This is a genomic window from Pseudomonas sp. 15A4 (assembly GCF_016925575.1).
In the GTDB taxonomy this organism is placed as follows: domain Bacteria; phylum Pseudomonadota; class Gammaproteobacteria; order Pseudomonadales; family Pseudomonadaceae; genus Aquipseudomonas.
Map to the genome: position 1 here is coordinate 500,678 of NZ_CP068986.1, position 19,716 is coordinate 520,393.

A 19,716-nucleotide genomic window follows, 5' to 3' on the forward strand; every position below is an offset into this window, starting at 1 on the left:
TATGCATAACCCCTGCGCCGTGATCCCGGTCTACGACCACGAACTCGCCGTACCGGCTGTGGTTCAGGAGCTGCTGCACGCCGGGTTGCCCTGCGTGCTGGTCGACGACGCCAGCAGCCCGGCCTGCGCGACTGTGCTTGAATCACTCGCCCAACAGGCCAATGTCTTCCTGGTGAAGCTGGCGATCAATCAGGGCAAGGGCGGCGCCGTCATGGCCGGCCTGCGTGAAGCGTCGAAATTGGGTTTCAGCCACGCCCTGCAAGTCGACGCCGACGGCCAGCACGATCTGAACGACATCGCGGTGTTTCTCGATCATTCCCGCGAACACCCGGCGGCGCTGATCTGCGGCTATCCGCAGTACGACGCCAGCGTGCCCAAAGGTCGCTTGTACGCGCGCTACCTGACCCACGTCTGGGTCTGGATCAACAGCCTGTCTTTGCAGATTCCCGATTCCATGTGCGGCTTTCGGGTCTACCCGCTCAAGCCGGTGCTGCACCTGATCGACACCGTCAATCTGGGCAAGCGCATGGACTTTGACCCGGAAATCCTTGTGCGCCTGTCATGGCGCAATCAGCCGATGCGCTGGCTGCCGACCAAGGTTCACTATCCCCAGGACGGCCTCTCGCATTTTCGGCTGCTTCACGACAACGCCCTCATCTCGAAGATGCACGCCAAGCTGTTCTTCGGCATGCTCGGCCGCTTCCCGCTGATCCTCTGGCGGCGGTGGTTGCCATGAGTGACGCCGATCAAAAGCAGCACTGGGCGGCCCACGAAGAACGCGGCAGTTTCCTGCTGATGAAGCTTACGGCCTGGGGCGTGAAGGTTCTTGGTCGTCGGGTGCTCAGCCCGATCCTGCACGGTATCGTCCTGTACTTTTTCCTGTTCGGCCGCCGCGCTCGCCGCAGCGCCTGGCAGTACCAAGAGCACCTGGCGGACTGGACCCAGCAGCCGGAACTGCGACCCACGCACTGGCGCGTCTTCGGGCAGTTCATGGCCTTCGCCGACGCCCTGCTCGACAAGCTGGACGTGTGGAACGGCAAGCTCGGTCTGGAGCAGATTGAAATCATCGACGACGCCCAACTGCGTGACCAGTTGCGCGGCGAACGGGGGCAGATGCTGGTCGGCGCGCACCTGGGCAATCTTGAAGTCTGTCGGGCGCTGGCCGAGCTGGGTGAAAAAGTCACCATGAACGTGCTGGTGCACACCAAGCACGCCGAGCGTTTCAACCGTCTGCTGGGTGAGGCTGGCGCGACCAATCTACGGCTCATCCAGGTCAGCGAACTGGACCCGGCGATCATGCTGCAACTGAGCCAGCGTCTGGATCGCGGCGAATGGCTGGCCATCGCCGGCGACCGGGTTCCGCTGCACGGCGGGCGCAATGCACGGGTCGATTTCCTCGGCCATCAGGCTGCGTTCCCTCAAGGCCCGTGGCTGCTGGCCGGCTTGCTGAAATGCCCGATCAACCTGATTTTCTGCCTCAAGGGCGCGAGCGGTTACCGGGTGATTCTGGAGCCGTTCGCCGCTGCCATCGAATGGCGCCGCAGCGATCGCCAGCAAGTGATCACCCAATGGACCCAACGCTACGCCGACCGTCTGGCGCACTACTGCGTGCAAGCGCCGCAGCAGTGGTTCAACTTCTACCCGTTCTGGAAATCCGATGACGAACCCCGCACCTGAGCCCATCATTTTCGGCGAGTGCCACCTGCGCATCGAAGACGTACTGGCCTTGTCCAACCGCCAGCGGCCGACGGCGTTGCAGGACGACAGCGCCTACCGCCAGCGCATCGCCAAGGGCGCGCAGTTTCTTGATTCGCTGCTGGACAAGGAAGGCGTGATTTACGGCGTAACCACCGGTTATGGCGATTCGTGCGTGGTGGCGGTACCGCTGCAACACGTCGAAGCGCTGCCTCGCCATCTGTACACCTTTCACGGTTGCGGGCTTGGCGAGTTGCTCGATGCCCAGGCCACCCGCGCAGTGCTGGCCGCACGTTTGCGCTCGCTGTGCCACGGCGTGTCTGGCGTACGCGTCGAGTTGCTTGAGCGTCTTCAGGCGTTTCTTGACCACGACATCCTGCCGCTGATTCCGGAAGAGGGCTCGGTGGGCGCCAGTGGTGATCTGACGCCGCTGTCGTATGTCGCGGCGACCCTGTCCGGCGAGCGTGAGGTGCTGTTCAACGGCGAGCGTCGCCAGTCCGCCGATGTGCATCGTCAACTGGGCTGGGACCCGCTGGTGCTGCGGCCGAAAGAAGCACTGGCCTTGATGAACGGTACGGCGGTAATGACCGGTCTGGCGTGCCTGGCCTTCGCCCGTGCCGATTATCTGCTGCAACTGGCCACCCGCATCACCGCGATGAACGTCGTGGCGCTGCAAGGCAACCCTGAGCATTTCGACGAGCGCCTGTTTGCTGCCAAGCCGCACCCGGGGCAGATGCAAGTGGCCGCCTGGCTGCGCAAGGATCTGGCCATCGACGCGCCGACCGCTCCGCTGCATCGCCTGCAAGACCGTTATTCCCTGCGCTGTGCCCCCACGTGCTCGGCGTGCTGGCAGACAGCCTGAACTGGCTGCGCAGCTTCATCGAAATCGAGCTCAACAGCGCCAATGACAACCCGATCATCGATGCCGAAGCCGAGCGCGTGCTGCATGGCGGTCACTTCTATGGCGGCCACATCGCCTTCGCCATGGACAGCCTGAAAAACCTGGTTGCCAACGTCGCCGACCTGCTGGACCGCCAGCTCGCGTTGCTGGTGGACGAGCGCTACAACCATGGCCTGCCGAGCAACCTGTCCGGCGCCCCGGCGGACCGCGCGATGATCAATCACGGCTTCAAGGCCGTGCAGATCGGCACCAGCGCCTGGACCGCCGAAGCGCTGAAAAACACCATGCCCGCCAGCGTGTTTTCGCGCTCCACCGAATGCCATAACCAGGACAAGGTAAGCATGGGCACCATCGCCGCCCGCGACGCCATTCGCGTGCTGGAGCTGACCGAGCAGGTCGCTGCCGCCACGCTGATCGCCGCCAATCAGGGCGTCTGGTTGCGCAGCCGCGATGCCGACGCGCGCCCGCTTCCACCTCAGCTTGCGGCCATGCATGAACAACTGCGCGAGGACTTCCCGCCGGTGATCGAAGACCGCGCACTGGAGGGCGAGCTGCGGCTGTGCCTGAAGCGCATCGCCGAACAACACTGGAGGCTGCATGCGTAGCAAAGGCGTGATCCACGAAGACACCGAAATCCTGGTGCCGTTTTTCGACGTCGACACCATGCACGTCGTCTGGCACGGGCACTACGTGAAGTACCTGGAAGTGGCGCGCTGCGCGCTGCTCGACAAACTCGGCCACAACTACACGCACATGCTCGATTCGGGCTACGCCTGGCCGGTGATCGACCTGCAACTGCGCTATGTGCGCGGGGCGGTGTTCGGTCAGCGCATCAACGTGCGCGCCAGTCTCGTCGAGTGGGAGAACCGCTTGAAGATCGACTACCTGATTACCGACATCGCGACCGGCGAGCGCCTGACACGCGCCAGCACCGTGCAAGTGGCCGTCGACGTGAACACACGCGAGATGCAATTGGTCTGCCCCAGGGTGTTTGTGGAAGCGGTCGAGAGGGCTTTGAAATGAGTGCCTTTAAAGGCCTCCTCAGCTTGATGCTGCTCACGCTGACCCCACTGGCCCACGCCTTCGACCTGCAGCAACTCAGCGATCAACTGGCCAAACCTGCCGTCATCCATGGCGCCTTTGTGCAGGAGAAACACCTGCGTTCGCTGCCCCAGCCGCTGACCAGCAAGGGCAACTTCGTGCTGGCCAAGGATTCAGGCCTGCTGTGGCTGCTCGAGACGCCGCTCAAACAGGATTACCGCATCACCGCCGCCGGCATTGCCCGTCGCGCTACCGATGGCGGCTGGCAGATGCTGCCCGGCAAAAGCGCAGGCGCCGAGCAGAACCGGCTGTTTCTCGCCGTTTTACAAGGCGACAGCAGCGGCCTGCAGCGTGATTTCGACGTGCAGTTGAGCGGCGACGCCCAAGCCTGGCAGCTGACATTAGTGCCGCGCTCGATGTTGCTGAAACAGGTGTTCAACCAGATCAACATCAATGGCGGCGCGCTTGTGCAGCGTATCGAGCTGCTTGAAACCCAAGGCGACAGCACGCTACTGAAGATGATCGACAGCTCAAGCGACAAGCCGCTGAGCGACCCGGAGCGCGCTGACTTTGCCGATTGAACGCCTGCTGCCGCGCCTGTTTCTAATCGCCTTGCTGGCCGTGCTCGCACTCGCCGGCTGGCAATGGCGTCATGGCGCGCCGCTGTCGGCCAACCTCATGGAACTGGTGCCCGGCAGCACGCCCGACGCTCTGGAGCTGCGCGCCGAACAGCGCATTCAGGAACCGATGAACCGCGAGATGCTGGTGCTGGTCGGTCACGCCGATCCGGCCCAGGCCGTCGAGCTGGCGCAGCAGTTAAGCGAGAAATGGCAGGCCAGCGGGCTCTTCGAAAAGGTCCAGTGGAACGTGCAGGCCGATCTTCCGGCGCTGCGTGAACAACTGCTGCGCGGTCGTCTGGCGATGCTGCCGCCCAGGGACCGCACCGACCTTATCGAGCACCCGGAAGCGTTTATTCAGCAGCGCGTACAGAGCCTGTTCGATCCGTTTGGCGGTTTCAGTCTTGTCCCCAGCCAGGAAGACTGGCTCGGGCTGACAGGACGCATCCAGAACGGCCAGCCCATGCACGGCTCGGTGCAACTGGACATCGGCAGCGGCGCGCTGATCGCCAAGGCCGACGGCAAGAGCTGGGTGCTGCTGCGCGCCCGGACCCGCGCCGACGCCTTCGACATGCGCCTGCCGCTGCACGTCTCAGCGCTGCTGGACGAGGCGCGCCAACAGGCGAGCGCCAGAGACGCACAATTACTGGCGGCCAGCGGACTCTTGTACGCCGCCCACGGCCAGCAACAGGCTACCCGGGAAATCACCTGGGTCGGCGGCGGTGCCACGCTGGGCATCCTGTTGCTGCTGCTGCTGGCGTTCAAACGCTGGCGCGTGTTGCTGGCGTTCGTTCCGGTGATGGTCGGCATGCTGTTCGGCGCCACGGCCTGCGTCGCGCTGTTCGGCAAGATGCACGTCATGACGCTGGTGCTGGGCTCAAGCCTGATCGGCGTGGCGGTGGACTATCCGCTGCACTACCTCTCCAAAAGCTGGAGCCTGAAACCTTGGCGCAGCTGGCCGGCGTTGCGCCTGACGCTGTCGGGCCTGAGCCTGAGTCTGGCCACCAGTTGCATTGGCTATCTGGCCCTCGCCTGGACGCCCTTCCCGGCCCTGACCCAGATCGCCGTGTTCTCGGCGGCCGGTCTGGTTGGCGCTTATCTGACGGCGGTGTGCCTGCTGCCGGCGCTGCTCAACGGTGTCGAGTTGCGACCTGCGCAATGGCCACTGAAGATCGCTGAAGCCTTGATGAACGCACGCGCCAGACTGCTCACTCGAGTGGGCACGCCGGTGCTGTTGGGGGCGTTGCTCATTTTTTGCGCAGCCGGCCTGCTGCAATTGACCACCAAGAATGACATCCGCCAATGGATCGCCGCGCCGCAAAGCCTGACCGACGAAGCGCGCTCCTTGGCGCGCATCACCGGCTACCAACCCACCAGCCAGTTCTTCCTGGTGCGCGGCGCCGATCAGCAGCAGCTCCTGGAGCGTCAGACCGCGCTGAGTCAGCGACTTGATCAACTGGTCACTCAAGGCAAGCTGCAGGGTTACCTGTCACTCAACCAATTGGTGGCGACGCCCGCTGAACAACAGGCTGCGCGCGCCGCCCTCGACACGCTGCCTGCGCACTGGCAGCCGCTGCTAGCGCTGGGTGTGCCGCCGGAGGTGCTTGATAACGAACTGGCAAACCTGCGCGCCCTTCCCGTTCAAGGCATTGACGATGTATTGGCCGGACCTTTGGGCGAACCCTGGCGCCTGCTGTGGCTGGGCAGCAACGATCAAGGCGTGGCCGGAATCGTCAGCCTGCAGGGCCTGAACGATGCGGCGCTGCTCCGCGCGCAGGCGCAGGACCTGCCGGGCGTCCAATTGGTGGACCGTCTTGGCGACCTGAACAAGGTGTTTGCCGCCACCCAGATCAGCGCCGCCGAACTGAAGCTGGCGTCATGCGTGCTGATCGTTCTGCTGCTGATTCTGCCATTTGGTCTGCGCGGGGCACTGAGGGTGATCGTCCTGCCACTGCTCGCGGCCGTGTGCAGTCTGGCGAGCCTCGGCTGGCTGGGTCAGCCGCTGACGCTGTTCAGCCTGTTCGGTCTGCTGCTGGTCACTGCGATCAGCGTCGATTACGCGATCCTCATGCGCGAGCAGATTGGCGGCGCGGCCGTGAGTCTGCTGGGCACGCTGTTGGCTGCAGCGACCACGTGGCTGTCGTTCGGTCTGCTGGCGATCTCCAGCACCCCGGCAGTGAGCAATTTCGGGCTGTCGGTGAGCCTCGGTCTGGCCTTCAGCTTCATTCTGGCGCCCTGGGCCGGTCGGCAGCACGGGGCACGCTCGTGATGATTGTCGCGTTCTGGGCGCTGGTGCTCGGGCTGTTCGCGCTGGCCGGCCGGCTCGGCGCTCGACTGAACCTGATCCCCATCGTCAGCCAGTTGCTGCTGGCGACGTTTGCCATCCCGCTGCTGATGCTGTTCCTCATCGAACCGCAGTGGCAGCTCACCGGCGCGCAACTGGTCGCGCCGGTCTGGCTGAAAACCCTGTACGGCGTGAGCTTCGCGGTCGTGCTCGGTCACATCCTCAGCGACGTGATCGATGTGCGTCTCGACCCGCAGAGTCTGAAAGTCGCGCTGCCCAGCTTCTGCGTACCCTTTCTCTGCGGCATGGCCTGCGCCGTGTGGCTTTTGCCGGCATCGAGCTGGATAAGCAGCCTGTCGCTGGGGTTGGTGTTCGCCATCACCGCCATTCCGGTGCTGTATCTCTATCTCAATCACATCGGCTACCCGCTGCACGCCACGCGACGTCTGGTGCAGACGGCGATCCTGATCGATCTGGCCTGCTGGGGGCTGTTCGGGCTGGCCCAGGGCAGCCTTCACCTGACCAGTCTGATTATGCCGTTGCTGCTCGCCGGCGTGCCGCTGCTGTTACGGCTGCTGCGGGTTCGCCTGCCACAGGTTTACGGGGCTGTTTTCTTTCTGCTGCTGATGGTCGCCGAGCACTACCGCCTCAACGCGCTCATCGTCGGCATCGGCTATCTGCTGTGCATGAACGCGCTCAAGCAACCCTTTGCGCTGCCGCTGAAAGCCGCCTGGTTCAAGGCGCTGCAGCACTACGTGGCGATCCCGCTGATCCTCACGTTCGGCATCGTCCAGATCAATATTCACAGCGCCATCGGCGAACTGGGCGGATTGAATCTGCTGGCGCTGATCGGGCTGCCAATCGCCAGCAAACTGCTGGGCAACTGGATCGGCGTGCGCTGGGCGGCGCCGTCGTTTGCGGGTGCCGTGCGCTGGAAGGAAGCCCTGCTGCTGAACATCCGTGGCCTCAGCGAAATCGTCTTTCTCAATCTGCTGTTGCAACAAGGGCTGATCAGCCCGTCGCTGTATTTCGCGCTGATGCTCATGAGCCTGATCGCCACCCTGTTGCCTGCCCTCCTGGGCATGAATCGCCCTCTTGATTTGCATGACGTCGATGTCGTCGAACACTCGAAAAGGAAACCTTGTGCCAATAGCTGAAATGGAATGTCGCCAGATCGTCGTGATCGGTGCCGGTCCAGCCGGAGCCATCGCCGCTGCGTTGCTCAAACGTCAGGGCCACGATGTGCTGATCATCGAGCGCCAGCAGTTTCCGCGCTTCTCCATCGGCGAGAGCCTGCTGTCCCATTGCCTGGATTTCGTCGAAGAAGCGGGCATGCTGGAAGCGGTCAACGCCGCCGGTTTCCAGATGAAAAACGGTGCGGCATTCGCCTGCGGTGAGCAATACAGCGCCTTTGACTTCGGCGACACCTTCAGCAACGGCAAGCCCACGACCTTTCAGGTGCAGCGCGCCGACTTCGACAAACTGCTGGCCGACGAGGCCGAGCGCCAGGGCGTTGCAGTTCGCTACCGGGAAACCATCACCGCCGCGGACTTCTCCGGCGAGCAGCCGACCCTCGACGTGCAGCGCGAAGACGGCACAGGCTACCGCGTGCAAGCAACGTTCGTGCTCGACGCCAGCGGTTATGGCCGCGTGCTGCCGCGCCTGCTGGACCTGGAGGCGCCGTCGAACTTTCCCCTGCGTCAGGCGGTGTTTACCCACGTTGAAGACCGCATCGACGACGCGCAATTTGATCGCGAAAAGATTCTGGTGACGGTTCACCCAACCCTGAAGGACGTGTGGTTCTGGTCGATTCCGTTCAGCAACGGTCGTTGCTCGGTGGGCGTCGTGGCGTCCGCCGAGCGCTTTGTGGGCAAACCTGACGACCTCGACGCCTGCCTGCGCGCGTTCATCGACGAGACCCCAAGCCTGAGCCGCGTGTTGCAAAATGCTGTCTGGGACACACCGGCGCGCAGCATCGGCGGGTATTCGGCGAACGTCAAAACCCTGCACGGCAAAGGCTTTGCCCTCCTCGGCAATGCGGCTGAATTCCTTGATCCGGTATTTTCTTCCGGCGTCACCATCGCCATGCGCTCGGCGAGCATGGCGGCCGGAGTGCTTCATCGCCAGCTGCAAGGCGAGCCCGTTGACTGGGAAAGCGAGTTCGCCACGCCGCTGAAACGCGGTGTGGACACGTTCCGCGCCTACGTCGAAGGCTGGTACGAGGGCAGTTTTCAGGACGTGATTTTCTATCCGGACAGCCGACCCGACATACGCCGCATGATCAGTTCGATCCTGGCCGGGTACGCGTGGGATGAGCGCAACCCGTTCGTCGCCGAGCCCAAGCGTCGCCTGCGCATGCTCGCCGAAATCTGCGCGAGCCCACAGCCATGAGCGGCCAGTATTTCAGCGACAGCTACGTCGAAGAGACGCGCCTGGGCTTTCTTTTTCTGCGCAGTCACACGTGGCAGCACCGCGTTTTGCGGGTGGCCATCGACGACCTGCGCAGCCTGTTCAGTGAACCGCTGCCGGAGAGCCCGGTGTTGCTGGACGCCGGTTGCGGGCAGGGCAAGTCGTTTCAGTACCTGCACACTGCTTTCACCCCGGCGAAAATTTTCGGCATCGACGCCGACCCGCTCAGCCTGCAACTCAGCGCTGAAGAGGCCGGGCGTCGCGGGTTGAACGTCGAGTTGATTGGCAGCGATTGCGCAGCCTTGCCCCTGGCGGACGCGAGCGTCGACATGGTTTTCTGCCACCAGACGTTCCATCATCTGGTCGAGCAGGAAAAGTCCCTCGCCGAGTTCTATCGGGTGCTCAAGCCCGGCGGCTATCTGCTGTTCGCCGAGTCCACCGAGGCCTACATCGACACATGGGTGATTCGCTGGCTCTTCCGCCATCCGATGCATGTGCAGAAAAGCGCCGCGCAATACCTGGACATGCTGGGCAATGAAGGTTTTCATTTCACTGCGCACAACGTTTCGTACCCCTACCTCTGGTGGAGCCGGGCCAAAGATTTCGGTCTGCTGGAACGTTTGAAACTGGTCAAACCCAAGCCCTTTGGGGAACGTGAAGAGACGCTGATCAATGTCGTCGCACGCAAACCTCTCTCGGCCCCCATAGAAGGTAACGCCTCATGATTCGCGCCTTTCTGCTGCTCTGCGTCCTGTTGGTGAGTGGCTGCGCCAGCCATGCGCCGCTTCCTGCGCAAACGCCCCACATCAAATTCCCGGTGCAGCTGCATGTGCAGCGCGAACAGGCCGGCCAGCGCCAGGACTGGCTGATGGTGATCCAGAAGGAACGCCACGGCCTGCGCTTCTCGTTGATGGACCCCCTCGGTATTCCCGTTGCGCGCCAGCAGCTTCGCGAAGATCGCTGGAAGGCCGACGGTCTGCTGCCGCCGAATCCTGAAGCGCGCGAGTTGTTCGCGGCCGTGCTGTTTGCCCTGACGTCACTGAAAGAAGTGCGCTTTGAATACCCTGGGGTCGAGCTGCGTCCCTATGGCCGCAGCCTGGATGATCGCTGGTTCGTCGATTACGCCTCCGAGGGCGTGTTCAAGATCAGCATGGAAAGCGGCGAACTGAAATACGTCGTCAGCCCGCTCGAAGGCAAGGCGAGTCAATGACGGCATACCTCAATGCCCTGGGGTTGATCTGCGCGCTAGGGGACGACCGCCAGAGCGTGGCCCGGACGCTGTTCGCCGGGGACACCTCATGCATGCGCTCGGAAAGCGGCTGGATACCCGAACGCTCGCTGCCCGTGGCCGGCGTGAAAAGCCTGCTGCCGACGATCCCTGCGACGCTCGGCCAACAAAGCAGCCGCAACAACCAGCTGCTGTTCGCCGCCGCCCTCCAGATCGAGCCTGACATTCAGCAGGCGATCACCCGCTATGGTCGTGGCCGCATCGGCGTGATTCTGGGCACCAGCACCTCGGGCATCGACGAAGCGAGCCGCGGGATCGCCAGCTACCTGGCCGATCAGACCTTTCCGGACAGCTACGACTATCGCCAGCAGGAGCTCAGCGCTCCGGCCAACTTCCTCGCATCGTGGCTGGACCTCAGCGGCCCGGCCTACGTGATTTCCACCGCCTGCACCTCCAGCGCCCGCGCCCTGCTCAGTGCGCGTCGGCTGCTCGACATGAACCTGTGCGACGCGGTTCTGTGCGGGGGCGTCGACAGCCTGTGCAAGCTGACCATCAATGGCTTCTCGTCCCTTGAAGCGGTGGCGAACGAGCGCTGCAACCCGTTCTCGCGCAATCGCAACGGCATCAATATCGGTGAAGCGGCCGTGCTGTTTCTGATGACCCGCGAGCCAGCGAACGACCACCGCATTGCCTTGCTGGGCGCCGGGGCGAGTTCGGATGCGCACCATATTTCCGCCCCCGAGCCGAGCGGCCGCGGTGCGCGAGACGCCATGACCAAGGCGCTGACCAGCGCCAGCCTGGCGCCCACGGACATCGCGTATCTCAATCTGCACGGCACCGCGACCCAGCACAACGATGCGATGGAAAGTCTCGCGGTCAACGCCGTCTTCCCTGATGGCGTGGCGTGCTCGTCCACCAAACCCATGAGCGGGCACACCCTGGGCGCCGCCGGGGCCTTGGAAGCCGCGTTCTGCTGGCTGGCACTCGCCCCTGAAAATACCGAGGGGCAACTGCCGCCTCATGTGTGGGATGGCGAAGCCGATACAAGCCTGCCCGGGCTGAACTGGGTCAAGGCAAACGAAACCCTTCAGCCTGATTCACCGCGCCGGATGATGAGCAACTCGTTTGCGTTCGGCGGCAACAACGTCAGCCTGATCATCGGGGAGCAGCCATGACCGCTGCACCTTCATGCCCGTGGCCTCCGGCTGATTTACTGCCCCACGCCGGCGACATGGTACTCATCGACCAAGTGCTGTCGTTCGACGAAGAGCAGATTCACACCCGCGTCATCGTTCGGCCCGGCGGGCTGTTCAATCGCCCTGACGGGAGCATGCCGGCCTGGGTCGGCATCGAACTCATGGCGCAAAGCGTCGCGGCGTTTGCCGGCTGCCAGGCACGGGTGAAGGGTGACCCGGTTGAGCTGGGGTTCCTGCTGGGCACACGCAAATTCGAATGCAACGTCGAGCACTTCCCGGTCGGCAGCGAGCTGACCATTCATGCGCGGCGGTCCTTGCAGGACGACAGCGGCATGGGCGTGTTCGAGTGTTCTCTGAGCGGCGCCGGCATTCAGCTCAGCGCCCGACTCAATGTTTATTGCCCGCCACAATCGGCGAGCTATCTGGCCGAAGGAGCCGCACATGACTGACTCAATTCTGGTCACAGGCTCAAGCCGCGGTATTGGTCGCGCCATCGCGCTGCGCCTGGCCCAAGCCGGCTACGACATCGTCCTGCACTGCCGCAGTGGCCGGGCCGAAGCTGACGCCGTGCAGCGTGAAGTCGAGGCGCTGGAGCGTCAGGCGCGCGTCCTGCAATTCGACGTCGCCGACCGTGCTGCGTGCAAGGCCACCCTTGAAGCCGATGTCGAAACCCATGGTGCCTATTACGGCGTGGTCTGCAACGCCGGCCTGACCCGGGACGGCGCGTTTCCGGCGCTCACCGATGACGACTGGGACATGGTCATCCGCACCAACCTCGACGGCTTCTACAACGTGCTGCACCCGGTGATGATGCCGATGATCCGTCGCCGCGCCGCCGGGCGCATCGTCTGTATCACGTCCGTGTCCGGGCTGATCGGCAATCGCGGCCAGGTCAACTACAGCGCCTCGAAGGCTGGCGTCATCGGCGCGGCCAAGGCGCTGGCCATCGAGCTGGGCAAACGCAAGATCACCGTTAATTGCGTCGCGCCGGGGCTGATCGACACGGCCATGCTCGACGAAAACGTGCCGGTCGATGAACTGATGAAGATGATTCCCGCGCAGCGCATGGGCACCCCGGAAGAAGTCGCTGGCGCCGTGAATTTCCTGATGTCGGCGGAAGCGTCCTACATCACCCGCCAGGTGCTGGCCGTCAATGGAGGCCTGTGCTGATGAAACGCGTTGTCGTCACCGGCATGGCCGGCATCACGTCACTGGGCAGCGACTGGGCCAGCATCGAGGCCAATTTCAGCGGCAATCGCAGCGGCATCCGGCGGATGGACGAATGGGATCGCTTCACCGAACTCAACACCCGTCTGGCCGGTCCCATCGACGATTTCGCGGTGCCTTCGTACTGGACCCGCAAGCAGCTGCGCAGCATGGGCCGGGTGTCGCGACTGGCGGTCGGCGCCGCCGAACAGGCGCTGCGTGACGCGGCCTTGCTGGGCGATCCGATCATTCGTGACGGGCGCATGGGCGTGGCCTGCGGCTCGTCCACCGGCAGCACCGACGAGATCAAGGCCTTCGGCAACATGCTGCTGAATTCCGTGGCCGAAGGCCTCAATGCCAATTCGTATGTGCGCATGATGCCGCACACCACGGCGGCGAATATCAGCATCTTCTTCAACCTCACCGGCCGCCTGATCCCGACTTCCAGTGCCTGCACCAGCGGCAGCCAGGGCGTGGGCTATGCCTATGAAGCGATCAAGTTCGGGCGTCTGCCGTTGATGCTGGCCGGTGGTGCCGAAGAGCTTTGTCCCACCGAGGCCATGGTGTTCGACGCGCTGTACGCGACCAGTCTGAAGAACGATGCGCCGCACACCAGCCCTCGCCCTTACGACAGCGGGCGCGATGGTCTGGTGATCGGCGAAGGCGGCGGCATGCTGGTGCTTGAGGAGCTGGAACATGCGCTGGCGCGGGGGCGAAGATTCACGCCGAGGTGGTCGGCTTTGGCAGCAACGCCGATGGCGTGCACACCACCCGCCCCGAGCAGGTCACCATGCGCCGGGCCATGGAACTGGCGCTGGAAGACGCGGGTCTGCCGCCAGAGGCCATCGGTTACGTCAACGGCCACGGTACGGCGACGGAACAGGGCGACATCGCCGAGACGCTTGCCACGCAAAGCCTGTTCGGCTCGCGAATGCCGATCAGTTCGCAGAAGAGTTTTCTGGGCCACACCCTCGGCGCCTGCGGTGCCCTGGAATCCTGGTTCAGCATCGAAATGATGAACCGCGACCGCTACATCCACACGCTCAATCTCGACGAGGTCGACACTCGCTGCGGCGAGCTGGACTACCTGCGCGGCGAGCCCCGCCACATGAGCCACGAGTTCGTGATGAACAACAATTTTGCGTTCGGCGGGGTCAACACGTCGCTGATCTTCCGGCGTTGGTCTTGACCCCGTAATTCGTTCACCCCGCCGGCGCAACGGAAGACGCTCCCGGCGGGGCACATCACTGATCTTCTACACCCGTTAACCACCTCAAGGAGCGAAACCATGAAATTGAAAGTCTGGGCAGCAACGGCCGCCGTCGTTTTGTGCACACTGCCGGGCATCAGCCAGGCTCGGGACACGGCGCTGTATCTACCGTTCGACAAGGTGGTCGCGCAGATGACCCAGGAGAAAAACTCGACGGCAGCGTGAAGTTCTACCTCGCTGGCGTACAGCCAAAAGGCAAGGTGTCCGTGCTGTCGCCGAACGTGGTGACCAACAAGAAAACCAACGCATTCAACAAGAGTGACAACGACGCCTGCGAATGGGTCTTGCAGTCCGCGATCCTGCAACTGAATGAGGCCGCAAAAGGCGCAGGCGCCAACGCAGTGGTCAACATCGCCAGCTACTACAAAAAGATCGAACGCAAAGACCCGGCCACCTATGAGTGCCACGCCGGCGCCATCATGGCAGGCGTTGCGTTGAAGGGTGATCTGGCGAAGGTGCAGTAAGTTTTTGCCAGTGAGTTGAGGCGTTTCCCCGGCTCACTTGCTTGCCCATCACCTGTGCGGGAGCGCCACCCGGCGCTCCCGCATTTCAACCCTGTACAGGTCAGTTACCCCGCCTTGCGCGTCACCAGTTCGACAAACGCCTTGGCCATCGGGGATTTCTGATCCTTTCGCTGCACCAACCATACCGCTGACGTCGCCTGCGCATCCAGAAGGGTTAGGTACACCACCCCGTCGATGCGCATGCGTTGATACGACGCCGGCAGCACCGTCACGCCCAGCCCAGCTGCCACCAGACCAATGATGGTCATCGCCTCGCCCGCCTCCTGAGCAAACAATGGGCTAAAGCCCGCCTCCCGCGCCAGATCCAGTAACTGTGCGTAGAGCCCGCTGCCGTAACTGCGCGGGAAGAACACAAACGGCTCACTGGCCAGTTCCCGCAGATAAATGCCGCGTTCCGAGCCTTCGGCCAGTGGATGGTCCGAGCGCAATATCGCCACCAAGGGTTCGTGCAGCAGCTCCACTGCGACCAGTGAATCCGGCAACGGCAGTGGTCGCATGATGCCCACTTGCATCGACTCGTTCTCGAGCCGCTCAGCGACTTCCCGACTGCTCATTTCCTGAAGCGCCAGATGCACCGCGGGGTAGCGCTGGCGAAACGCGAAGATGGCCTGCGGGATGCTTGAGGTGAACGGCGCGGATGCCGTGAAGCCGATTTTCAGTTCGCCCAGCTCTCCCAACTGCGCGCGCCGAGCGACGTCCGAGGCCTTCTCGACCTGCGCCAGCACCAGGCGCGCTTCATCGAGGAACAACCGGCCCGCTTCGCTCAGCTCCACACGTCGATTGGTTCGCTCAAACAGACGCGCGCCGAGCTCTTGCTCCAGCGCCTGGATCTGCTGACTCAACGGCGGTTGAGAGATGCCGAGCGCCTGCGCGGCACGGCCAAAGTGCAGCTCCTCAGCAACGGCAATGAAGTAACGCAGATGACGCAATTCCATGGCGATTCCATTGGGTCGTTAAACCTATCAAACAGGTCGAACAATATATTGGAAGCAATCGTTAGCCGGCTATATTCTTCCGTCACTGCGTCCGCTCTCCCGTCTGAGGTCAATCGTGAATACTGCTGCATCCGCCGCCGCGCCTGCCGAGTTCGCCACAGCAGCCATCCCTTTGGGCGATACCTACATCGAGAAGGACACGCCTGCTTTCATTCGTACGGTATTGGCGCTGTTCTCCGGTGGCTTCGCGACGTTTGCGCTGCTGTACTGCGTGCAACCGATGATGCCGGTGCTGTCGCGGGACTTCTCCATCAACGCCGCCCAGAGCAGCATGATCCTGTCGGTGTCCACCGCGATGCTGGCAATAGGACTGCTTATTACCGGCCCCATCTCAGACCGCCTCGGCCGCAAGTCGGTCATGGTGTTCTCGTTGTTCTCGGCTGCCCTTTTCACCATCGCCAGCGCACTGATGCCCACTTGGGAAGGCGTGCTGATCACTCGGGCGTTCGTGGGCTTGTCGTTGAGCGGACTCGCCGCCGTCGCCATGACCTACCTCAGCGAGGAGATCCACCCGCAGCACATCGGCCTGGCGATGGGCCTGTACATCGGCGGCAACGCTATCGGCGGCATGAGCGGCCGGGTGATCACCGGGGTCCTGAGCGATTACGTCAGTTGGCACACGGCACTGTTGATCATGGGCATCATTGCGCTGGGCGCGGCGGGCGTGTTCTGGAAAATCCTGCCGCCGTCGCGTAACTTCCGCGCCCGCCCGCTCAATGGCCGCAGCCTGCTGGAAGGTTTTGTCCTGCAGTTCCGTGATGCCGGGCTGCCATGGCTGTTCCTCGAAGGCTTCCTGCTGATGGGCGCGTTCGTGACGCTGTTCAACTACATCGGCTACCGCCTGTTGGCCGATCCGTACAACTTGAGCCAGGCCGTGGTCGGCTTGTTCTCGGTGGTGTACCTGTCCGGCATCTACAGCTCGGCGAAGATCGGGGCACTGGCCGACCAACTGGGCCGACGCAATGTGTTGTGGGCCGTGATCGTGCTGATGCTTGTCGGCGTGACGCTGACCATGTTCACCCCACTGGTGGTGGTGATCGTCGGCGTATTGATGTTCACCTTCGGCTTCTTCGGCGCCCACTCCGTCGCCAGCAGCTGGATCGGCCGCCGCGCCATCAAAGCCAAAGGCCAGGCATCCTCGTTGTACCTGTTCAGTTACTACGTAGGCTCCAGCGTCGCCGGCACCGGCGGCGGTGTGTTCTGGCACTACGCCGGCTGGAACGGCATCGGCGCCTTCATCGGCGCCCTACTGCTGATAGCCCTCGCCGTGGCGCTGAAACTGGCGAAAGTAAAACCGCTGGCGGTGAATGTGCAGGTTTGAGCCAAGGGCACATCGGGCATTCGCCGCTGTTTTAGTGGGACTGGCTTCAGCCGGGAAGACGACCTTGTGTGCGCCCTCAATTTTGCAGCGTGACGCCTGAGGTCTTCCCGGCTAAAGCCAGTTCTAACTCTGCGTTCACAGGCACTCTCACTGACCGCAGCGCTATCTGTTCGCGATCAAAGCTCACCGCAGCCTGAACCCCACACAAAAACGCCCGGCAATTGCCGGGCGTTTTCATGTCTGCAAAGCGCTTATTGGTGGTACTTGGCCGACATTTCGTGCACCGCTTCGATGAAGGCGCCGGCATTGGCCGGGTCGACTTCGGGGGTGATGCCGTGGCCGAGGTTGAAGACGTGGCCGGTGCCGCTGCCGTAGCTGGCGAGGATGTTCGAGACTTCCTGGCGGATGGCGTTTGGGTTGGCGTAGAGCACGGTTGGGTCCATGTTGCCCTGCAGCGCGACTTTGTTGCCAACGCGACGGCGGGCTTCGCCGATATCGCAGGTCCAGTCCAGGCCCAGCGCGTCGGCGCCGGCGTCGGCGATGCTTTCCAGCCACATACCGCCGCCCTTGGTGAACAGGATGACCGGCACTTTGCGCCCGTCGCGCTCACGGATCAGGCCGTTGACGATCTTGCGCATGTAAGCCAGTGAGAATTCCTGATACGCCGCAGCCGAAAGGCTCCCGCCCCAGCTGTCGAAGATCTGCACCGCTTGCGCGCCTGCGAGAATCTGGCCGTTCAGGTACGCCGTGACTGATTGCGCGAGCTTATCGAGCAACAAGTGCATGGCCTGTGGGTTGTCGTAGAGCATGGCCTTGGATTTGCGGAAGTCCTTGGACGAGCCGCCTTCAACCATATAGGTCGCGAGGGTCCACGGGCTCCCGGCGAAACCGATCAGCGGTACGCGGCCGTTGAGTTCGCGGCGAATGGTGCTGACCGCGTCCATGACATAGCCGAGGTCTTTCTGGGCGTCAGGGATCGGCAGCGCTTCGATGTCAGCCAGGGTGGTGACAGTTTTGCGGAAGCGCGGGCCTTCGCCGGTTTCGAAGTACAGGCCAAGGCCCATGGCGTCGGGAACGGTGAGGATATCGGAGAACAGAATGGCGGCGTCGAGCGGATAGCGCTCAAGGGGCTGCAAGGTAACTTCACAGGCGAACGCCGGGTTCATGCACAAGCTCATGAAGTCTCCGGCCTTGGCGCGACTGGCGCGGTACTCCGGGAGATAGCGGCCGGCCTGGCGCATCATCCATACAGGCGTGACGTCAACAGGCTGCTTGAGCAGGGCGCGAAGGAAACGGTCGTTCTTCAGGGCAGTCATGTCGGCATCCGGAAAAAAGTGCGGGCATTTTCTCAGACACCAACTTAAAAGGCACGGTCGGTGCCGTGCCTTTTATTTATCGGGGCGATTTGTCGCATCAATGCAGCTGCGAGCTTCAAGCCGCAAGCTTCAAGTAAAAATAAATCAGCGTCTGCCTTAAGCTTGTGGCTTGGAGCTTACCGCTTACCGCTTGTGGCTTGGAGCTTGCAGCTTGCAGCTTGCAGCTTGCAGCTGGCGTCATCAGACGCCCAGATAATCCAGAATCCCTTCACCCGCATTGCGGCCTTCGAAGATGGCGGTCACCACCAGATCGGACCCGCGGACCATGTCGCCGCCGGCAAAGATCTTCGGGTTGCTGGTCTGGTGTTTGAACTGGCCCTGCTCCGGCGCCACGACGCGGCCCTGACTGTCGGTCTGGATACCTTGCGGATCGAACCACGACGCCGGGCTTGGACGGAAACCGAACGCGATGACCACGGCGTCCGCCGGGATGATCTCTTCGGAACCCGGAATCGGCTCGGGGCTGCGACGGCCGCGCGCATCAGGCTCGCCCAGACGCGTTTCGACGACTTTCACGCCTTCGACACGATCCTCACCCACGATGGCAATGGGCTGGCGGTTGTACAGAAACCTTACGCCTTCTTCCTTGGCGTTCTTCACTTCCTTGCGCGAACCCGGCATGTTTTCTTCGTCCCGGCGATAGGCGCAGGTCACTGACTTCGCGCCCTGACGGATCGACGTGCGGTTGCAGTCCATCGCCGTATCGCCGCCGCCGAGTACCACGACCTTCTTGCCCTTCATGTCGACGAAATCTTCCGGCGACTTTTCAAAGCCCAAGTTGCGGTTGACGTTGGCGATCAGGAAATCCAGCGCATCGTGCACGCCAGGCAGGTCTTCACCGGGGAAGCCGCCCTTCATGTAGGTGTACGTGCCCATGCCCATGAACACCGCGTCGTACTCTTCCAGCAACTGCTCGACGGTGATGTCCTTGCCGATCTCGGTGTTGAGGCGGAACTCGATGCCCATGCCGGTGAACACTTCGCGGCGATTGCTCAGCACGCTCTTCTCGAGCTTGAACTCGGGAATGCCGAAGGTCAGCAGACCGCCGATTTCCGGGTTCTTGTCGAACACCACAGGCTTCACGCCGCCGCGCACCAGAATGTCAGCGCAGCCCAGACCTGCCGGGCCTGCGCCGATGATGGCCACGCGCTTGCCGTTTGGCACCACGCGGGACATGTCCGGGCGCCAGCCCATGGCGAAGGCCGTGTCGGTGATGTACTTCTCGACCGAGCCGATGGTGACGGCGCCAAAGCCGTCGTTGAGGGTACACGCGCCCTCACACAGACGATCCTGTGGGCACACGCGGCCGCAGACTTCCGGCAGGGTGTTGGTCTGGTGCGACAGCTCGGCGGCCGCGAGGATGTTGCCCTCGGCCACCAACTTCAGCCAGTTGGGAATGAAGTTATGCACAGGGCATTTCCATTCACAGTACGGGTTGCCGCAACCCAGGCAGCGGTGCGCCTGATCGGCCGACTGCTGAGGCTTGAAGGGTTCGTAGATTTCAACGAACTCTTTCTTGCGTTGACGCAGCAGTTTCTTTTTCGGGTCTTTACGCCCGACTTCGATGAACTGGAAGTCGTTACTGAGACGTTCAGCCATGGTGGTAAAACTCCTGACTACAGCCTCAAGCGCCAAGCTTGAGGCTGCAAGAAA

General features: G+C 62.8%; 16 protein-coding genes and 3 pseudogenes. 16 read left to right on the forward strand and 3 right to left on the reverse strand.

The window, feature by feature from the left end:
• Position 1: 1 nt before the first annotated feature.
• From JN403_RS02165 to JN403_RS02235, 15 genes and pseudogenes are all read left to right on the forward strand, one after another.
• Positions 2 to 736 carry a glycosyltransferase family 2 protein gene (locus tag JN403_RS02165; RefSeq protein ID WP_205484981.1) on the forward strand — a complete coding sequence of 245 codons (735 nt, stop codon included), beginning with the start codon at positions 2 to 4 and terminating at the stop codon, positions 734 to 736.
• Complete coding sequence (locus JN403_RS02170) at positions 733 to 1,677, forward strand: glycosyl transferase (protein WP_122533906.1); 945 nt, start codon at positions 733 to 735, stop codon at positions 1,675 to 1,677. Before JN403_RS02165 ends, JN403_RS02170 begins: the two co-directional genes overlap by 4 nt.
• Positions 1,658 to 3,201, forward strand: a pseudogene (locus JN403_RS02175) (aromatic amino acid ammonia-lyase). The gene JN403_RS02170 and the pseudogene JN403_RS02175 overlap by 20 nt, the downstream one beginning before the upstream one ends.
• A complete protein-coding gene (locus tag JN403_RS02180) occupies positions 3,194 to 3,619 on the forward strand; it encodes an acyl-CoA thioesterase (RefSeq protein WP_205484983.1) in 426 nt (141 codons plus the stop codon). The pseudogene JN403_RS02175 and the gene JN403_RS02180 overlap by 8 nt, the downstream one beginning before the upstream one ends.
• Positions 3,616 to 4,218, forward strand: a complete 603-nt coding sequence (locus tag JN403_RS02185; RefSeq protein WP_205484985.1) for an outer membrane lipoprotein carrier protein LolA — start codon at positions 3,616 to 3,618, stop codon at positions 4,216 to 4,218. The genes JN403_RS02180 and JN403_RS02185 overlap by 4 nt, the downstream gene beginning before the upstream one ends.
• Positions 4,208 to 6,523: a hypothetical protein gene (locus tag JN403_RS02190; RefSeq protein ID WP_205484987.1), complete on the forward strand. Its 2,316-nt coding sequence runs from the start codon at positions 4,208 to 4,210 to the stop codon at positions 6,521 to 6,523. The genes JN403_RS02185 and JN403_RS02190 overlap by 11 nt, the downstream gene beginning before the upstream one ends.
• Entirely contained in the window at positions 6,520 to 7,695 is a 1,176-nt protein-coding gene (locus JN403_RS02195) for a sodium:proton antiporter (protein ID WP_205484989.1), read from the forward strand. Before JN403_RS02190 ends, JN403_RS02195 begins: the two co-directional genes overlap by 4 nt.
• Positions 7,682 to 8,929 carry an NAD(P)/FAD-dependent oxidoreductase gene (locus tag JN403_RS02200; protein ID WP_205484991.1) on the forward strand — a complete coding sequence of 416 codons (1,248 nt, stop codon included), beginning with the start codon at positions 7,682 to 7,684 and terminating at the stop codon, positions 8,927 to 8,929. Before JN403_RS02195 ends, JN403_RS02200 begins: the two co-directional genes overlap by 14 nt.
• A complete protein-coding gene (locus JN403_RS02205) occupies positions 8,926 to 9,672 on the forward strand; it encodes a class I SAM-dependent methyltransferase (RefSeq protein ID WP_205484993.1) in 747 nt (248 codons plus the stop codon). The genes JN403_RS02200 and JN403_RS02205 overlap by 4 nt, the downstream gene beginning before the upstream one ends.
• On the forward strand, positions 9,669 to 10,157 hold the full coding sequence (locus tag JN403_RS02210) for a DUF3261 domain-containing protein (protein WP_122533914.1): 489 nt from the start codon (positions 9,669 to 9,671) through the stop codon (positions 10,155 to 10,157). The genes JN403_RS02205 and JN403_RS02210 overlap by 4 nt, the downstream gene beginning before the upstream one ends.
• Positions 10,154 to 11,350 carry a beta-ketoacyl-[acyl-carrier-protein] synthase family protein gene (locus JN403_RS02215; RefSeq protein ID WP_205484995.1) on the forward strand — a complete coding sequence of 399 codons (1,197 nt, stop codon included), beginning with the start codon at positions 10,154 to 10,156 and terminating at the stop codon, positions 11,348 to 11,350. The genes JN403_RS02210 and JN403_RS02215 overlap by 4 nt, the downstream gene beginning before the upstream one ends.
• The gene (locus JN403_RS02220) at positions 11,347 to 11,820 is read left to right on the forward strand and encodes a hotdog family protein (RefSeq protein WP_205484997.1); all 474 of its coding nucleotides are present in this window, start codon (positions 11,347 to 11,349) and stop codon (positions 11,818 to 11,820) included. Before JN403_RS02215 ends, JN403_RS02220 begins: the two co-directional genes overlap by 4 nt.
• The gene (gene fabG, locus JN403_RS02225) at positions 11,813 to 12,541 is read left to right on the forward strand and encodes a 3-oxoacyl-ACP reductase FabG (RefSeq protein ID WP_205484999.1); all 729 of its coding nucleotides are present in this window, start codon (positions 11,813 to 11,815) and stop codon (positions 12,539 to 12,541) included. Before JN403_RS02220 ends, fabG begins: the two co-directional genes overlap by 8 nt.
• Positions 12,541 to 13,766 (forward strand): annotated as a pseudogene (locus JN403_RS02230) (beta-ketoacyl-ACP synthase). Before fabG ends, JN403_RS02230 begins: the two are co-directional and overlap by 1 nt.
• 99 nt (positions 13,767 to 13,865) lie before the next feature.
• Positions 13,866 to 14,311, forward strand: a pseudogene (locus tag JN403_RS02235) (excinuclease).
• A 104-nt stretch (positions 14,312 to 14,415) separates the two neighbouring features.
• Here the strand turns inward: JN403_RS02235 and JN403_RS02240 are convergent.
• Positions 14,416 to 15,306 carry a LysR family transcriptional regulator gene (locus tag JN403_RS02240; protein WP_205485007.1) on the reverse strand — a complete coding sequence of 297 codons (891 nt, stop codon included), beginning with the start codon at positions 15,304 to 15,306 and terminating at the stop codon, positions 14,416 to 14,418.
• Between the two features lie 166 nt (positions 15,307 to 15,472).
• On the opposite strand from JN403_RS02240, the gene JN403_RS02245 reads away from it, so the two are divergent.
• Positions 15,473 to 16,687, forward strand: coding sequence for an MFS transporter (locus JN403_RS02245; protein WP_240356922.1), 1,215 nt, complete (start codon positions 15,473 to 15,475; stop codon positions 16,685 to 16,687).
• A gap of 251 nt (positions 16,688 to 16,938) precedes the next feature.
• On the opposite strand, the gene hemE is transcribed toward JN403_RS02245, so the two are convergent.
• A complete protein-coding gene (gene hemE, locus JN403_RS02250; protein ID WP_122533923.1) occupies positions 16,939 to 18,003 on the reverse strand; it encodes a uroporphyrinogen decarboxylase in 1,065 nt (354 codons plus the stop codon).
• Between the two features lie 240 nt (positions 18,004 to 18,243).
• On the reverse strand, positions 18,244 to 19,662 hold the full coding sequence (locus JN403_RS02255; RefSeq protein ID WP_122533925.1) for an FAD-dependent oxidoreductase: 1,419 nt from the start codon (positions 19,660 to 19,662) through the stop codon (positions 18,244 to 18,246).
• Positions 19,663 to 19,716: the final 54 nt, after the last annotated feature.

Excerpts from the sequence above, each read along its gene's own strand:
- JN403_RS02185 (WP_205484985.1), top strand. The coding sequence starts at position 3,616 with ATGAGTGCCTTTAAAGGCCTCCTCAGCTTGATGCTGCTCACGCTGACC.
- JN403_RS02165 (WP_205484981.1), top strand. The coding sequence starts at position 2 with ATGCATAACCCCTGCGCCGTGATCCCGGTCTACGACCACGAACTCGCC.
- JN403_RS02205 (WP_205484993.1), top strand. The coding sequence starts at position 8,926 with ATGAGCGGCCAGTATTTCAGCGACAGCTACGTCGAAGAGACGCGCCTG.
- JN403_RS02180 (WP_205484983.1), top strand. The coding sequence starts at position 3,194 with ATGCGTAGCAAAGGCGTGATCCACGAAGACACCGAAATCCTGGTGCCG.
- hemE (WP_122533923.1), bottom strand. The coding sequence starts at position 18,003 with ATGACTGCCCTGAAGAACGACCGTTTCCTTCGCGCCCTGCTCAAGCAG.
- JN403_RS02255 (WP_122533925.1), bottom strand. The coding sequence starts at position 19,662 with ATGGCTGAACGTCTCAGTAACGACTTCCAGTTCATCGAAGTCGGGCGT.
- JN403_RS02210 (WP_122533914.1), top strand. The coding sequence starts at position 9,669 with ATGATTCGCGCCTTTCTGCTGCTCTGCGTCCTGTTGGTGAGTGGCTGC.
- JN403_RS02240 (WP_205485007.1), bottom strand. The coding sequence starts at position 15,306 with ATGGAATTGCGTCATCTGCGTTACTTCATTGCCGTTGCTGAGGAGCTG.
- JN403_RS02220 (WP_205484997.1), top strand. The coding sequence starts at position 11,347 with ATGACCGCTGCACCTTCATGCCCGTGGCCTCCGGCTGATTTACTGCCC.
- JN403_RS02215 (WP_205484995.1), top strand. The coding sequence starts at position 10,154 with ATGACGGCATACCTCAATGCCCTGGGGTTGATCTGCGCGCTAGGGGAC.
- JN403_RS02170 (WP_122533906.1), top strand. The coding sequence starts at position 733 with ATGAGTGACGCCGATCAAAAGCAGCACTGGGCGGCCCACGAAGAACGC.
- fabG (WP_205484999.1), top strand. The coding sequence starts at position 11,813 with ATGACTGACTCAATTCTGGTCACAGGCTCAAGCCGCGGTATTGGTCGC.